Below are 14,566 nucleotides of genomic sequence, written 5' to 3' on the forward strand. Positions count from 1 at the left end.
GCGGGGCGGGGCACGAGGAGAGGGGGTGACGCGCGCAGCCGCTGCGGAGGCGGGCGCTCGTACACTGGAGACATGCCTCCGATCGTGCACGGATTCGACTGGCCCGATCGCGTGGTCGTGGGAACCGTCGGCTCACCCGGTTCGCGCTCCTTCTATCTGCAGGCCAAGACCGGACCCCGTGTGGTCAGCGTCGGCCTCGAGAAGCAGCAGTCGGCCCTCCTCGCCGAGAAGATCGACGAGATCCTCGACCAGCTGATGACCGCGCAGGGCAACCCGGTCAGCGTCCCGGCGGGCACGCCTCCGGAACTCGTCGACAACGACCCGCTCGACCAGCCGGTGGAGCCCGAGTTCCGCGTCGGCGGCCTCAGCCTCGGCTGGGACCCGTCCACCGCCCAGATCGTGATCGAGGCGTACCCGATGATCGAGGGGGACGACGACGCCGCCGAGGACCCCGAGCCCACCGAGATGCTGCAGGTCAAGATCCCCGTCGGCACGGCCCGCGCCTTCGCGAAGCGCACGCTCGAGGTGGTCGGCGCGGGACGTCCGCTCTGCCCCCGCTGCGGCGAGCCGATGGACCCCGACGGGCACGACTGTCCGCTGGCATGAGCGACCCGGGCGGGCTCGACGGCGAGCTGACACTCACCGGCCGGATCACCATCGCCTCTAACGCGACCTTCCTCGCGCAGGTCGGCGAGACGTCCGTCGTCTACAAGCCGATCTCGGGCGAGAAGCCGCTCTGGGACTTCCCCGACGGCGTGCTCGCGGGCCGCGAGGTCGCGGCGTATCTCGTCTCCCAAGCGCTGGGCTGGAACGTCGTGCCGCGCACCTGGCTGCGCGACGGGCCGCTCGGGCCGGGCATGGTGCAGCTCTGGCAGGACATCGATCCGGAGCAGGACGCGGTCGACCTGGTGCCGGCGGATGCGGTCCCGGCGGGGTGGCGACACGTGCTGGATGGCAGCGACGACGAGGACCGAGAGATCTCGCTCGTGCACGAGGACTCGACGGCGCTGCGCCGGATGGCCGTGTTCGACGTGGTCGCGAACAACGCGGACCGCAAGGGCGGGCACGTGCTCGCGCTGCCGGGCGGCCACCGCTACGGCGTCGACCACGGGCTCACCTTCCACTCGGAGCACAAGCTGCGCACGGTGCTGTGGGGCTGGATCGGCGAGCCGCTGCACGAGGAGGAGCTGACCGCGCTGGCCCTCCTGCGCGCACAGATCGACGGGCCGCTGGGTGCAGCACTCTCTCAGCTGCTGACGGAGGAGGAGGTCGCCGCGTTCGCGAAGCGCTGCGAGCGGCTGGGCGCTCGTGGGCGGTTCCCGGGCCCGCGCGGCGAGATGCCGGCGGTACCCTGGCCGCTGTTCTGAGCCGAGCGCGTTCACAACTCCGGATGATCGTGGCCACAGCGACGACCACGAGCGGATCGCACTGCCGCGACACACATTTTTCCGGAGTTATGAACGCGACGCGGGGTCAGAAGCTCCAGCCGCGCCCGAACAGCTCCTCGCCCGGGGCCCCGCCGCCCGGTCCTGCTCCCCGCGCGCCCAGGTAGGACGACACCACGGCCGCCCCCAGATCCTCCGCCTCTGGGTTCACCACCGAGCCGCCCACCCGCTGGGCGAGCGAATCGATGAACCGGGCGAGGCCGGGGTCCTCGCCCAGCCGGAAGAACGTGGTGTGCGCACCGAGGCGGAGGGAGGCGTCGAGCTCGCGGACCGAGACGGCGACCGTCAGCGGGTCGGGCGGGTAGTCGAAGAACACGCCGCCGTCCGGCTCGAGGTGCGCGGTCGGCTCGCCGTCGGTGACGATCAGCAGGATCGGCTGCGCGTTCGGGTGCTTGCGGAAGTGCCGGTTGGCCAGCAGCAGGGCGTGGTGCAGGTTCGTGCCCTTGTCCCACTCCGCATCCAGGCCCACCAGCTGCTCGACGTCCATCACCTCGGCCCGGCGGCCGAAGGCGACCAGCTGCAGTGCGTCTCCGCGGAACCGGCTGCTGATCAGGGTGTGCAGGGCGAGCGCCGTGCGCTTCATCGGCACCCAGCGGCCGTCCATCGCCATCGAGAACGAGGTGTCGACGAGCAGAGCGACGCAGGCCTGCGTGCGCGCCTCCGTCTCCTGCACCTCGACGTCGCCGATCTCGATGCGCACGCCCGAGCCGACCGGGCGGCCCTCGCCGGCGGTGCGGGTGAGGGCGTTGGTGACGGTGCGAGGGATGTCCCAGGCCTCGGTGTCGCCGAACTCCCACGCGCGCGTCGCTCCGGAGCGCTCCCCTGCCGCGCCCGCACGGCGGACATCGCGCACGCCCTGGCGGCCGGAGACGGTCTCGGCGATGTCGCGCAGGAGCGCCCTGCCGAGCTGACGCATCGCCTTCGGGCTGAGCGCGAGGCGGCCGTCGGAGCCGCGGCGCAGCGTGCCGGAGTCGCGGAGGGCGCGCTCCAGGCGCTTGAGCGTCTGCGCGTCGACGGCAGCGTCCTGGCCCAGGCGCTTCGCGAGCAGGTCGAGGTCGAGATCGTCGAAGGAGGAGCGATCGGACTCCGCGAGCTGGTCGGCGAGGGCGTCGAGGTCGGCCAGCTCCTGGAACACGCCGGTCCCGTCGCCGAGGCCGAGTCCCTGCCCGCCGTCCATCCGCTCCACGCCTCCCCAGTCCTCGCCGGGACGCAGCCCCCGCAGGGTTTCGTCGAGGCGGCCGAGGGACTGCATCAGCTCGGGCGTGCCGAACGCCTGCTGGGCGAGGGCGTCCAGCTCGGCGCGCTGCGCGGCGGTCATCGAGTTGCGCATCCGCTGGGCCGCCGCCGCACGGGCGGCGAGGGCGTCGATCAGCTCGTCGACGGACTCCGGCGATTCGGGGAAGTACTCGCCGTGCTGCGCCATGAAGGCGTCGAACTGCTCGGGAGTGTCCTCGCCGCGGGCGTGCGCCTCGAGCAGCTCGTTGAGGTCGCGGAGCATCGCGTCGATCGCGGCGCGGTCCTCGTCGCTCGCGTTCTCGAGCGCCTGCTTCATCCCCTCGAAGCGCTGATCGAGCATCTCGCGGCCCAGGAGTCCGCGGATCCGCTCGAAGTCGGAGCGCGCCTCGGGGCTCTGCCAGCGGTAGTCGCGCAGCTCCGAAACGGCTGCGGCGGGCGAGGGCGGGAGGCTCTCGAGCTGGATTTCGGCGAGCGCACGGTCGCCGTCGTCCATCTGCGTGTCTCGAGCGAGCTGCTTGCGCTCGGCGAGCACCGCCCTGTCGAGCAGCTCGCGGATCTCACGGAGGGTGCCGTCGAGGTTGTTCTTCTGCGTCAGCTCGCGGCGGCGCTCGGCCACGCGAGCGGCGAGGTCGTCGAGGCCCTCGCGGTCGCGAGTGCCGCGGCGCAGGAACTCGCGGAGGGCGCGCTCGGGTGAGGTCCCGCCCATCACGTCCTCGCCGATCGCGTCGAGAGCCTCCGCGAGGTCGATCGGAGGGGCGAGCGGATCGGGGCCGCCGTCGTACTTCGCGTAGCGCGCGTCGCGCTTCAGCCGCCGGTTGCCGCGCGAGGCATCAGCCATAGACGGCTTCGCCCCCGCCCGTCTCCTTGCTCAGCTTGCGCATGAGGTAGAGGCCCTCGAGGGCGAGCTCGACGGCTCCGGCGCGGCGCCCGTCCCCCACGGCGTCCAGACGCTCGGCGACCTCGTCGTAGACGCGCGCCTCGCCGAGGATCGGCAGGCCGGCCAGAAACTCGCGCGCTGTCACCTGCTCGCCGGTGGTGATCATCGCCCCGTTCTCCACGGCCTCGACCAGCGGGCCGAGGTCGACGCCGCGCAGATGCGCGCGCACGGTCTCGGCGGTCGCCTGGCGGAGGAGGTGATCGAGGATCTCGTCCTCGCGGCCCTCCTCGCCCGACTCGAACTCGATCTTGCCGCCGAGCACGTCGACCGCGGTCTCGAGGTCGATGGGGCGGGCAACCGCCTCCTCCTCGCTGCGGCGGGTGGCCCGGTGGAGGGCGGCCGCGGCGATGGTCTCGGCGCCGGCGATGGCGAAGCGGGCGCTCACTCCGCTGCGCTGATCGACGGAGCTCGACTCGCGCAGGGCCCGGGTGAAGCGGGCGAGGATCTCGATCAGCGCGTCGGGCACGGTCGCGACGAGGTCCGCCTCCTGCCGGATCACGGCGATCTCGTCGATGAGAGCGGTCGGGTAGTGGGTGCGGATCTCGGCGCCGAAGCGGTCCTTCAGCGGAGTGATGATGCGGCCGCGGTTCGTGTAGTCCTCGGGGTTCGCGCTCGCGACGACGAGCACGTCGAGCGGGAGGCGGAGGACGTAGCCGCGGATCTGAATGTCGCGCTCCTCCATCACGTTGAGCATCGCGACCTGGATCCGCTCGGCGAGGTCCGGCAGCTCGTTGATCGCGACGATGCCGCGGTGGCTGCGCGGGATGAGGCCGAAGTGGATGGTCTCGGGGTCGCCCAGGCTGCGGCCCTCGGCCACCTTCATCGGATCGACGTCGCCGATCAGGTCGGCGACGCTGGTGTCCGGGGTGGCCAGCTTCTCGACGTAGCGCTCCTCGCGCGACTTCCACGCGACGGGCAGCTCGTCGCCGAGTTCGACGGCGCGACGCCGACTCACGGTGGTGATCGGCTCGTAGGGGTGCTCACCGAGTTCTGACCCGTCGATGACCGGGGTCCACTCGTCGAGCAGGCCGACGAGGGTGCGCAGGAGGCGGGTCTTGCCCTGACCGCGCTCGCCCAGCAGGACGATGTCGTGGCCGGCGATCACCGCGCGCTCGACCTGCGGGATCACGGTCTCGGCGAAGCCGTGCAGGCCGGGCCAGGGGTCGCGGCCCTCGCGCAGGGCGTCGAGCAGGTTGTCGCGGATCTCGGTGCGGAGGCTCTTCTGCGCGTGCCCGGAGGCACGGAGCTGGCCGAGGGTCTGGGTCATCGGACGCATCACCTCGGCAACGCTACGCCGCAGGTCCGACACGCGGTGGAGGTGCAGCGGATTCGCGGCGTGGGTTGCGCCGACGGCAGCAGCGAGACAGGACGGCAGCAGCGAGACACCGCCGCAGGAGCGGCGTCTCGTCGAGAAGTAGGCGCTGCCCGGCGGCACTCGACCTCGACTGCGAGTCGATCACGACGCAGTTTTGATAGAACGTCGTACCAGTCCGAGTGGTGCGTCACGAAACAGCGGACGACGCGGGGCGCTCAGGGTGCCAGCCGCGGAGCCGCCGCGAGCAGGCGCCGGGTGTACTCCTCCTGCGGCGCCGCGAGGAGTGACGCGGCCGGCCCGGCCTCGACGATCCGGCCCGCGCGCATCACGGCGATGCGGTCGCTCATGTGGGCGATCACTCCAAGATCGTGCGAGATGAGGAGCAGCGCGAGCCCGTGACGGCGCTGTAGCTCGTCGAGCAGGTCGAGGATCTGGGCCTGCACCGAGACGTCGAGGGCCGAGACGGGCTCGTCGCAGATCAGCACGTCGGGGCGGGTCGCCAGCGCGCGTGCAATCGACACGCGCTGGCGCTGACCGCCCGAGAGGGTCCGCGGCGAACGCCGCTCCAGAGCCGGGTCGAGCCCGACGCTCGCGAGCAGCGCGGGCACGGAGGCGGCGCCGGCGTCGCGGAGGAGGCGGCCGACGCTCCAGCGCGGGTCGAACGAGGAGACGCTGTCCTGGTAGATCGCGCCGATCCGCGGGCGGTGGGGCCGGCGGGCGCGCTCCGTGGCCGCCGACCACGGCTGGCCGAACAGCTCGACGTCACCCGCATCCGGTCGCCGCAGCGCCAGGACCAGCCGGGCCACCGTGCTCTTGCCCGACCCGGACTCGCCGACGAGCCCCAGGGTCTCGCCGCGCCGCAACTCCAGGTCGACGCCGTCGACCGCGGCCCTCGCTCCTGCGCCGGGCAGGGGGAAGCGGACGGCGAGACCGCGGGCCGCGACCACCACCTCGCCGGGAGCGTCGGGTGGGAGCACCGGAGCGGTCGGATCGGTGAGTCGCGACCCGCGCGGTCTCCCGGCCGGGACAGCGGCCACGAGCGCCCGCGCCTGGGAGCTGCGGGGCGCGCGCAACACCTCGTCAGCTGTCCCCTCCTCCACCACCCGCCCCTCGGCGAGCACGAGGATGCGGTCGGCGAGGCCCGCGACGACGGCGAGGTCGTGCGAGACCAGCACGAGCGCCCGGCCGCGCGCCTTCTGCTCGGCGAAGAGGTCGAGCACGCGGGCCTGCACGGTGACGTCGAGCGCGGTGGTCGGCTCGTCGGCGACGAGGAGCGGCGGATCGAGGGCCACGGCCGCCGCGAGAAGGGCGCGCTGGCGGAGGCCGCCGGAGAGGTCGCCAGAGCGCTCGCGCATCCGCTCGGCCGGCTCCGGCATGCCGACACTCGTCAGCGCCTCGACGGTGCGCCGGGCGTGCTCGGCCGCTGGCAACCGGCCGTGGAGGCGGAACGCGTCGCCGATCTCGCGGCCGATCGGGCGCAGCGGGTCGAGCGAGAGCAGCGCGTCCTGCGGGACGAAGCCCACGGATCCGCCGCGCAGCCGCCGCAGCGCGCGCTCGCCCGCGCCGACCACCTCGGTGCCGCCGATGTTCACGGAGCCCGACACGGCGCCTCCGCTCAACCCCAGCAGCGCCCGGGCGGTGACGCTCTTGCCCGACCCCGACTCGCCGACGATCGCGACGCACTCCCCCGGCTCCACGCGGAAGGAGACCCCGTGCACCACCTCGACCCCGTCGAAGGCGACCCGCAGGGCCTCGACGACGACCGCGCTCACCGCGCACCCCGCAGGCGCCCGCCGAGCACCGTCGTCGCGATCGTGGTCAGCACGATCGCGAGCCCGGGGAACACGGTCAGCCACCACGCACTCGCAAGGTAGGTACGGCCCGCCGAGAGCATCGCGCCCCACTCCGGCGCGGGCGGCTCGGCCCCCAGGCCCAGGTAGCTGAGGGCCGAGGCCCAGACGATCGCCTGGCCGACGCCGAGAGTCGCCAGCACGGCGAGCGGGCCGAACGTGTTGGGCAGCACGTGCCGGACCAGGATGCGGGTGGGCGAGTGCCCGAGCACGCGCGCGGCCTCGACGTAGCCGGAGTCGCGGATGCCGAGCAGCTGCGTGCGCAGGATGCGGGCGTACCCGGGCGCGGTCGAGAGGCCGACCGCGATCGTCGCGGGGACGACTCCGGGGCCCGTGACCACGATCACCAGCAGCGCGAGCAGCAGCGCCGGGAACGCGAACAGCACCTCCAGGACGCGCCCGATCACGCCGTCGACGAACCGGCCGCCGAACGCGGCGACGACCCCCAGGACCGCCCCGAGCACCAGGCCGATCGCGGTGGCGCTGGCGCCGATCAGGAGGGACGCGCCCGCCCCCGCGAGGAGGCGGCTGAGCACGTCGCGGCCCGACTCGTCGGTGCCGAGCAAGTGCGCGGCACCCGGCGGCGTGAAGGCGTCGCGCGGGGCGATGGCGAGCGGATCGGCGGGGGCGAGCAGCCCGGGCGCGACGGCGGCGAGCAGGAGCAGCACCACGAAGACCGCGGCCAGCACCTCCCCCGGGCGGATGCGCGCGGTGCCCCGGCGTCGCGGGCGGGCGGCTCGCAGCTCGAGCTCGCTCACGCGACCGCCTCCTGCCGGGCCAGGCGCGGATCGATCACCCGCGTCAGCAGATCGGTGGCCAGGGTGACGACGATGTAGGCGAGCGCGGTGACCAGCACCACTCCGGTCACCACCGGCACGTCGCGCACGGTCACCGCCGCGAGCAGCGTCCGGCCGAGCCCCGGTCGCGCGAAGATCGTCTCGACGACCACGGCCCCGCCGATCAGGTAGCCGAAGGCCCAGCCCGAGAGCGAGACCCCCGGCAGCACCGCGTGGCGCAGCGCGTGCCGGAGGCGAACCCCCAGCTCCCCCTCGCCCCGAGCGCGGGCGGCGAGCACGAACGGCGACTCCAGCGCGTCGAGGAGGGAGCGACGCATCACCTGACCGAGGAACCCCGCCAGGGGGATCGCGAGGGTGAGCGTCGGCAGCACCAGCCCGGCGGGGGCGCCGGTGCTGACCGGGGGCAGCCAGCGCAGAGCGGTCGCGAAGACGGCGATCAGCACGGTCGCGAGCCAGAAGTGCGGCAGCGCGGCGGCGGTGAGTTCAAGTCCTGACCCGATCGCGGCGGCGATCCGTCCGCCCCGCGTCGACCAGAGCGCGGTGCCGAGCGCGAGGATCCACGCCGCGGTCAGGGCGAGGACGGCCAGCAGGAGGGTGCCGGGCAGCTGCTCGCCGAGGATCTGGGCGACCGGAGTGCGCAGGGAGTAGGAGGTCCCGAGATCGCCGCGGGCGAGCCGACCCAGCTGCACCAGGTACTGCACGAGCAGGGGCTGGTCGAGGCCGTACTGCTCGCGGACAGCGGCGAGCGCCGCGGGGGACGCCTGCGAGCCCGGGCCGCCGAGGATCGCCTGCGCGGGGTCACCGGGGACGAGGCGGATGAGGAGGAAGACGGCGGTCGCGACGGCCCACAGTACGACGACGGCGCCGCCGAGCCGGAGCAGCACGCGGCGGATCATGCGGGCAGGCGGGTCAGACCCAGGCGTCGGCGAACCAGGGGGTCGACACCGTGTCGAGGGCGACGAGGCCCTGCACGGCCGAGCGGTGCAGGTAGTGGTTCTGCTGGTCGTAGAGCGGCAGGATCCAGTAGCCCTCGAGGACGATCCGCTGCGCCTGCCGGTACAGGTCGGCGCGGGCGGCCTCGTCGGTGGTGGCACTCGCCTGTGCGAGCAGCGAGTCGAGTGCGGGGTCGGCGATCTGCGCGTGATTGGCGAAGTAGCCGCTCGGCGCGGGCGTGATGCCGGAGGAGGAGTAGAGGATCCGCAGCACGTCGGGCCCGACCTTGGTGTACGGCGCGCTCACCAGCTCGTACTCGTTCGCCCCGAGCGCCGTGTACCAGCTGGACAGGTCGAGCAGGCTGATCTGCACGTCGAACCCGAGCACCTTCGCCGACGCCTGGACCTGCTCGAACAGAGACTGCTCGGCCGGGATCGACTGATTGGTGCTGACCGGGAAGCGCAGCGTCAGCGGCTTCCCGTCCTTCTCGCGGACGCCGTCGCCGTTGGAGTCGACCCAGCCGGCCTTCTCGAGCAGGCCCTCGGCGGCGGCGACCTCGGAGTCGGAACCCGCGTCCTTGAAGAGCGACGGGTCGGAGTAGGCGGTCGCCTCGCGGCTGGACAGCGGCGAGTAGGAGCGCTCCGCGGTGCCGAAGAAGAGGGAGTCGATCGCGTCGTTCACCCCGACTCCGCGGACGAACGCCTCCCGAACCGACTCGTCGTCGAACGGCGCCTGGCCGGAGTTGAGCTCGAGGCGGTTGACCGAGCCGGGGCGCGGCGCGTCGAGCTCGACGAGGTCGGAGGCGCCGGTCGCGGCTTTCAGCGTGTCGGGCTGGGCGTTGTCGAGCACGTCGACCTCGCCGGACTGCAACGCCGCGTAGCGGGTGGCGGAGTCGGGGATGAAGCGCCAGGTGATGCTCGCGAGGTGCGCGGGGCCCCTGTGTCCGTTACCCGTCGGGCCCGTCGACGCGTCGTACCCCTCATTGCGGCTGAGGGTCACGTGGTCCTGCTTGACCCACTCCGAGACGGTGAAGGGGCCGGTGCCGATGGGCGCCTCGCAGTTCGCCTGCTCGCCGCGCGCGATACCGGCGGGCGATTCGATCGCCGTCCACGGCTGCGCGAGCGACTCGAGCAGTGCGCTGTCGGGCTCGGTGAGGGTGAACCGGGAGACGGTCGGCGACACCGCCGTGACGGAGGCGACCTTCGCCACGGCGAGATAGCCGGTGGAGGACTTGGTCGCCGGGTCCTGGAGGTGCGCGATGTTCTTGGCGACCGCCTCCGCGTCGAGGGCGGTGCCGTCGGTGAAGGTCACGCCCTCGCGGAGGGTGAAGTCGTAGCTCAGCGCATCGCCGGAGACGGTCCAGGACTCCGCGAGCCACGGCGTGATGGTGCCGTCTGCGTCGCGCGAGACGAGCGACTCGAGCACCTGCGTGGCGAGGAGCGCCTGCGGATAGTTGCCGCCGACTTGCGGGTCGAGGCAGGTGGGCTCGGCGTCTCCCGACGCGTAGGTCAGCGTCCCGCCCTCGACCGGGGTGCCGGAGGCGTCGGGCGCCTCGGCGGTACAGCCGCTGAGCAGGAGCGCGGCGGCCGCGAGCGCGGCGGGGAGGGCGAGGAGGCGGGGACGCAGCTGCATGAGGGCTTTCGGGAAGGGGCCGGGAGTACTCGCGTTTCTTGGACGCGACCCAGGAGACGCTAGCAGGACGCGCAGACCGCGGGCGAGGATCGCGCGGATCTGTGGAGGAGTGCGCAGATCGCGATGCTGGGGAGGGACAGAACGCGCTCGCTGAGGTCCCCGGCGCGCCAAGCGGAAGGGATTCGCGCGCACTCTCCTACTGTCAACGCATGACGTCCGCAGCGCTCGCGCTCGTCACCTACACGCTCCTCCCCCTGCCCGACGACGGGACGGTCGCCGCCGCCTGCCGCGCCGGAGCGGGGCCGCAGCTGCGCCTGTTCGCCTTCGTCGGCGACATCGCGAAGGAGGGCGGGATCGACGGACCCCGCGCTCTGCTGACGAATCCCGCGTCCGCGCAGGTGCTCCTCAACGTCGCCTTCTTCGTCCCGCTCGGGATGCTCGTCCGGCACCTCCCGCTCCGTGGGCGCCTCATCGCCGGCGTGATCGGCGCCACCGTCGCCGGCTTCGCCGTCTCGCTCCTGATCGAGTTCACGCAGCTCACGGGTGACTGGTTCCTCTTCCCCTGCGCTTACCGGCTGGATCTTTCCCCCTGCACTGGATCTCGATCACGCACGGGGCGCACACCCTCGCGCTCCGACCGCGCCCGCTCACACCGCCGCTCGCAGCCCCTCCACCAGGGAGCGCTGCGCTTCGCGCCCTGCCCGCGTGGGCACGAGCGGGTAGACGTGCAGCTGCCCGACGGCCTCGTGCAGCTCGAACGGCACGCCCGCCGCCGCGGCCCGTTCGGCCAGTACGTGAGCGTCCGGGTTGAGCACGTCGCGCGTGCCGGTGAAGACGGTGACCGGACCGAGGCCCGCCAGGTCGCCGAAGAGAGGACTGACGGCAGGGTCGAGCAGGTCGAGGGAGCCCCGCCAGCGCTCGGCGAGCACGCGACCGCCCGGCGTGCCGAGCCACGGATCGCTCGGCTGCACCTCCGGGATCCGCGGGTTGCTCCAGGACAGGTCGAGCGCCGGCGACACCAGCACCGTCCGGGGCAGTACGACGCCCTCGTCGCGGAGGGCGAGAGCGGTGGAGAGGGCGATCTGGCCGCCCGCGGAGTCGCCCGCGAGGCAGGTCGCGCCGGAGCGGTCCAGGCTCCGCAGCACCAGGTCGCGCACGCCGTCGCGCGCCTCGAGCGCGGTGCCGAAGGGGACGAGCGGGTAGATCGGGAGGGTCACCGCGACCGAGGCCTCCTCGGCGATCCGGGCCGCGAGCCACCAGTGCTGCGGTGCGATCTCGTTGACCCACCCACCGCCGTGGACGTAGACGACGCCTCCGCGAATCGACCGAGGGCGGATCGTGTACACCGGCCAGCCGTCGACCTGCTCCACGTCCACCCGCACGCTCGGCCGCAGCCGCGGGGGCGGGCCGTAGGAGGCGGGGCGCAGCGCCCGCTCGCGGATGCGGCGGCGAGCGCCGTCAGCGGTGGCGAATGTGCGATTCGCGCGGGCGAGCCGGAGCGCGAGCGGGACGAGGGCATCGGGGACGACGAGCGGCATCGCCCGAGCATCGCGCACCGCAGTGCGTGCAGCCTGGGCGATGCCGCCGCGCGGATCAGCGGCGCGCGGCGGAGCGGCCGGCGAAGCGCGTGTAGACCAGCAGGACGATGATCGCTCCGATGATCGAGCCGATGATGCCGGCGGGCTGGAAGAAGCCGTCCATCGGGTCGTGCTGGAAGATCAGGAAACCGAGGAAGCCGCCGACGAACGAGCCGATGATGCCGAGCACGATCGTCATAGCGATGCTGATGCTCTGCTTCCCGGGGACGATGAGCCGGGCCAGCGCTCCCGCGATGAGTCCGACGACGATGAGGCTGATGATGAGACCGAGCATGGCGGTCGTCCTTCCGTTGGGCGGGCGGGGGCCCGCTAGTCGGTTCCGCGGTTGCGGGACCGGTGGCTACGCAACCACCCCGGAGGAGGCGGCGGTACACCCCTAGGGGTGTCCTCGCGCCGTCGGGCGGTGCGGTAGCGTCCGACCATGACCCGCCGTGCGCCCCTCACCGTCGCGCTGGTCGACGACTACGACATCGTGCTCACCGGCCTCGCGCACATGTTCGACCACTACCGCGATCGGGTGGTCGTCGCCGAGATCGACGCGAACGCCCCCCTCTCGGACCGGATCGACCTCGTCCTCTACGACTCGTTCGCTCAGCCGGAGTCGGACCACCACGAGATCGCGGAGCTGGTGCGCAACGAGCGTGCCGAGCACGTCGTGGTCTACACCTGGAACTTCGCGCCGACCCTCGTCGAGGACGCCCTCGAACAGGGCGTCCACGGGTACCTCTCCAAGACGCTGCCCGCGCGCGAGCTGGTCACCGCGCTGGAGCGGGTGGCGGCGGGCGAGGTCGTTGTCAGCGATCCTCCGCGTCGCGCCGGCTCGGCGCCGGGTCTGGACTGGCCGGGGCGGCACGAGGGCATCACCGATCGGGAGTCGGAGATCCTCGCGCTGATCACGCAGGGCAAGAGCAACGCCGACGTCGCGGCGCTCACCTACCTCAGTCCCAACACGGTGAAGTCCTATATCCGCAGCGTCTACGGCAAGATCGGCGCGACCAGCCGCACGCAGGCCGTCCTCTGGGGCGTGGCCCACGGCTTCACCCCCAACCACCACCGCATCAACCACTGGCTCGGCGGCCCCTAACCCCCTCCCGCGCCCCCTCCCCGCCGCGAGGTGACCAGCGCGGCGAGGCGGTCGAGGAGCATCCGGCGCAGGGGCACGGTCGACCAGCCGTGGTCGGCACCGTCGACCAGGGTGAAGGAGCCGCCGGGCAGCAGGTCCGCGTAGCGGCGGCCGTACTCGGGCGGCACGATCGCGTCCTCCCTGCCGTGCAGCACCTCCGCCGCGCCGGTGAACGCCTCGACGCCCGCGTAGACGTCGATCCCTCCACGCACCTCGTCGAGGAACGCAGTGCCGAGCGCCATGCCGCCGATGTCGACGTAGCCCTGCTCGCGCGCCGGTGCGAGCGGCCGCCCCTCAATCTCGTCCTTCACCGTGATGTCGTCGACGACGACCCCGGCCGGCGACCAGAGCGTGAGCGACGCGATCAGCTCGGGAACGCGGCCCGCGGCCATCGCCGACTCGACCGCTCCGAGGCTGTGCGCGACGACGTGCACGCGTCCATCGCCGTCCGACGCTGCCACGCGGATCATCGCGACGACCTGCTCCACCTCGTCGCCGAGCGTGATGTCGGCGAACTCGCCGTCGCTCACGCCCTGGCCGAGCCGGTCGTAGCTGCGGACGTCGAGCCCGAGGGCCGCCAGCTCGCGGCACGTCTGCACCATCAGCCCAGTGCCGCCGGTCCCGGAGTCGCTGAAGCCGTGCACGACGAGGGCGGCGGGAGCGTCGCGGCGCGCCTCACCGAAGCGCCAGCCGCGGAGGGTGGAGCCGCGGTGGTCGAGGGTGATCGGAGCGGGCACGTCAGTTGCTTCGATCCGCGAAGCCGACGGGGAGGTCGCCGGGGGCGGTGTCGATCACGGACTCGTCGTCCTCGCCCACGTGCTCGAACAGGGTGATGCGGGCGAACTCGGGCACCACGTAGATCGGGTAGGTGGGGCCCGCGTCGCGGTACTCGCGCATCCGGTCGAGGTGGTCGTTCTGGAAGAGGACGGTCTTCGATCCGTCGAGCTCCACCCAGTGCGGGAAGAAGATCGTGCCGTGCAGCACGCGCTCGGCCGGGACGACCGTGACGACGACGCTGGTGCCGGTCGGCTCGTTCCAGGACACCGTGTAGACGCCGAGCGTCAGGGCGACGAGGTCGACTTTCTGGTCCTTCACCCAGCGGCCGCCGACCATGCCGGAGTGGATGCGGTAGTCGATGGTCGTGGCGTTCTTGACGTACATCTCGTACTGCCAGCCGTTGGCGTAGGTGTAGATGAAGCGGTGCCCGACGATGCCGGAGAGGTCTTGCTCGGGGGTCTCGATGCTGCTGGTCATGCAGTAATTTTGCGACAAAACAAGTTTGGCAGCAAGCGCTTACCGATATCGTAAGGGAATGGACACCGGGAGCGTGGCACGGCGGCTGAGCGCCGAGATCGGTCCGTTCCGGCGCACGCTGCTCAGCGCCTCGCGTCGCGACGGCGCCCTGCCCGAGATCCCAGATGCGCAGATCGAGGTTCTCCGCCGACTCGACGAGGACGGCTGGTCGACGCCGACCGCCCTCGGCCGCTCGCTGGGCCTCGCCCGCTCCACGATCAGCAACCTCGTCGCGGCGATGGAGCGCGAGGGCCTGGTCGAGCGCCGGCTGGCGACGGGCGACGGGCGCAGCACCGAGGTCGGCCTCACCGCGCTCGCCCGGGAGCGCCTCGCCGTCTACGACGCCTCCGCCGAGCGCGTGCTCGTCGCCGCCCTGGCCGCCCTGCCCCCCGCCGACCGCGCCGCCC

General features: G+C 72.7%; 14 protein-coding genes and 1 pseudogene. 5 read left to right on the forward strand and 10 right to left on the reverse strand.

What is annotated here, in order from left to right; translation table 11 throughout:
* Positions 1–72 precede the first annotated feature (72 nt).
* A complete protein-coding gene (locus C5D07_RS01305; RefSeq protein ID WP_068255724.1) occupies positions 73–606 on the forward strand; it encodes a DUF3090 domain-containing protein in 534 nt (177 codons plus the stop codon).
* Positions 603–1,367: an SCO1664 family protein gene (locus C5D07_RS01310; RefSeq protein ID WP_068255726.1), complete on the forward strand. Its 765-nt coding sequence runs from the start codon at positions 603–605 to the stop codon at positions 1,365–1,367. The genes C5D07_RS01305 and C5D07_RS01310 overlap by 4 nt, the downstream gene beginning before the upstream one ends.
* A gap of 106 nt (positions 1,368–1,473) precedes the next feature.
* Here C5D07_RS01310 and C5D07_RS01315 read toward each other — a convergent pair whose 3' ends face one another.
* From C5D07_RS01315 to C5D07_RS01340, 6 genes are all read right to left on the reverse strand, one after another.
* Positions 1,474–3,519, reverse strand: coding sequence for a vWA domain-containing protein (locus C5D07_RS01315; RefSeq protein ID WP_104258454.1), 2,046 nt, complete (start codon positions 3,517–3,519; stop codon positions 1,474–1,476).
* Positions 3,512–4,894, reverse strand: coding sequence for a MoxR family ATPase (locus C5D07_RS01320; RefSeq protein ID WP_068257691.1), 1,383 nt, complete (start codon positions 4,892–4,894; stop codon positions 3,512–3,514). The genes C5D07_RS01315 and C5D07_RS01320 overlap by 8 nt, the downstream gene beginning before the upstream one ends.
* A 254-nt stretch (positions 4,895–5,148) precedes the next feature.
* Positions 5,149–6,705 (reverse strand): ATP-binding cassette domain-containing protein, encoded by a 1,557-nt coding sequence (locus C5D07_RS01325; RefSeq protein ID WP_068255731.1) that lies wholly within the window; start codon positions 6,703–6,705, stop codon positions 5,149–5,151.
* Positions 6,702–7,541: an ABC transporter permease gene (locus tag C5D07_RS01330; protein ID WP_068255735.1), complete on the reverse strand. Its 840-nt coding sequence runs from the start codon at positions 7,539–7,541 to the stop codon at positions 6,702–6,704. Before C5D07_RS01330 ends, C5D07_RS01325 begins: the two co-directional genes overlap by 4 nt.
* Positions 7,538–8,476 carry an ABC transporter permease gene (locus C5D07_RS01335; RefSeq protein ID WP_068255738.1) on the reverse strand — a complete coding sequence of 313 codons (939 nt, stop codon included), beginning with the start codon at positions 8,474–8,476 and terminating at the stop codon, positions 7,538–7,540. Before C5D07_RS01335 ends, C5D07_RS01330 begins: the two co-directional genes overlap by 4 nt.
* 13 nt (positions 8,477–8,489) lie before the next feature.
* Positions 8,490–10,145, reverse strand: coding sequence for an ABC transporter substrate-binding protein (locus tag C5D07_RS01340; protein WP_104258455.1), 1,656 nt, complete (start codon positions 10,143–10,145; stop codon positions 8,490–8,492).
* A 209-nt stretch (positions 10,146–10,354) separates the two neighbouring features.
* Here C5D07_RS01340 and C5D07_RS16335 point away from each other — a divergent pair.
* Positions 10,355–10,678 (forward strand): annotated as a pseudogene (locus C5D07_RS16335) (VanZ family protein); the annotation flags it as partial.
* 114 nt (positions 10,679–10,792) lie between these two features.
* Here the strand turns inward: C5D07_RS16335 and C5D07_RS01350 are convergent.
* Both C5D07_RS01350 and C5D07_RS01355 read right to left on the reverse strand, forming a co-directional pair.
* Complete coding sequence (locus tag C5D07_RS01350; protein WP_104258456.1) at positions 10,793–11,683, reverse strand: alpha/beta hydrolase fold domain-containing protein; 891 nt, start codon at positions 11,681–11,683, stop codon at positions 10,793–10,795.
* 55 nt (positions 11,684–11,738) lie between these two features.
* A complete protein-coding gene (locus C5D07_RS01355; RefSeq protein ID WP_068255747.1) occupies positions 11,739–12,017 on the reverse strand; it encodes a GlsB/YeaQ/YmgE family stress response membrane protein in 279 nt (92 codons plus the stop codon).
* Positions 12,018–12,164: 147 nt separating this feature from the next.
* Between C5D07_RS01355 and C5D07_RS01360 the strand changes: the two genes are divergently transcribed.
* A complete protein-coding gene (locus tag C5D07_RS01360; RefSeq protein ID WP_068255748.1) occupies positions 12,165–12,827 on the forward strand; it encodes a response regulator transcription factor in 663 nt (220 codons plus the stop codon).
* On the opposite strand, the gene C5D07_RS01365 is transcribed toward C5D07_RS01360, so the two are convergent.
* Both C5D07_RS01365 and C5D07_RS01370 read right to left on the reverse strand, forming a co-directional pair.
* Complete coding sequence (locus tag C5D07_RS01365; RefSeq protein ID WP_237358193.1) at positions 12,824–13,603, reverse strand: alpha/beta hydrolase; 780 nt, start codon at positions 13,601–13,603, stop codon at positions 12,824–12,826. The genes C5D07_RS01360 and C5D07_RS01365 overlap by 4 nt on opposite strands.
* 1 nt (position 13,604) lies before the next feature.
* Complete coding sequence (locus C5D07_RS01370) at positions 13,605–14,120, reverse strand: phenolic acid decarboxylase (protein ID WP_068255754.1); 516 nt, start codon at positions 14,118–14,120, stop codon at positions 13,605–13,607.
* A gap of 58 nt (positions 14,121–14,178) precedes the next feature.
* On the opposite strand from C5D07_RS01370, the gene C5D07_RS01375 reads away from it, so the two are divergent.
* Positions 14,179–14,566, forward strand: a 388-nt coding sequence (locus C5D07_RS01375) for a MarR family winged helix-turn-helix transcriptional regulator (protein ID WP_104258457.1), incomplete at its 3' end; no start/stop codon positions are given.

This window comes from Rathayibacter tritici (genome assembly GCF_002932875.1).
GTDB lineage: Bacteria > Actinomycetota > Actinomycetes > Actinomycetales > Microbacteriaceae > Rathayibacter > Rathayibacter tritici.

Excerpts from the sequence above, each read along its gene's own strand:
- C5D07_RS01305 (WP_068255724.1), top strand. The coding sequence starts at position 73 with ATGCCTCCGATCGTGCACGGATTCGACTGGCCCGATCGCGTGGTCGTG.
- C5D07_RS01310 (WP_068255726.1), top strand. The coding sequence starts at position 603 with ATGAGCGACCCGGGCGGGCTCGACGGCGAGCTGACACTCACCGGCCGG.
- C5D07_RS01315 (WP_104258454.1), bottom strand. The coding sequence starts at position 3,519 with ATGGCTGATGCCTCGCGCGGCAACCGGCGGCTGAAGCGCGACGCGCGC.
- C5D07_RS01320 (WP_068257691.1), bottom strand. The coding sequence starts at position 4,894 with ATGCGTCCGATGACCCAGACCCTCGGCCAGCTCCGTGCCTCCGGGCAC.
- C5D07_RS01335 (WP_068255738.1), bottom strand. The coding sequence starts at position 8,476 with ATGATCCGCCGCGTGCTGCTCCGGCTCGGCGGCGCCGTCGTCGTACTG.
- C5D07_RS01340 (WP_104258455.1), bottom strand. The coding sequence starts at position 10,145 with ATGCAGCTGCGTCCCCGCCTCCTCGCCCTCCCCGCCGCGCTCGCGGCC.
- C5D07_RS01350 (WP_104258456.1), bottom strand. The coding sequence starts at position 11,683 with ATGCCGCTCGTCGTCCCCGATGCCCTCGTCCCGCTCGCGCTCCGGCTC.
- C5D07_RS01355 (WP_068255747.1), bottom strand. The coding sequence starts at position 12,017 with ATGCTCGGTCTCATCATCAGCCTCATCGTCGTCGGACTCATCGCGGGA.
- C5D07_RS01360 (WP_068255748.1), top strand. The coding sequence starts at position 12,165 with ATGACCCGCCGTGCGCCCCTCACCGTCGCGCTGGTCGACGACTACGAC.
- C5D07_RS01370 (WP_068255754.1), bottom strand. The coding sequence starts at position 14,120 with ATGACCAGCAGCATCGAGACCCCCGAGCAAGACCTCTCCGGCATCGTC.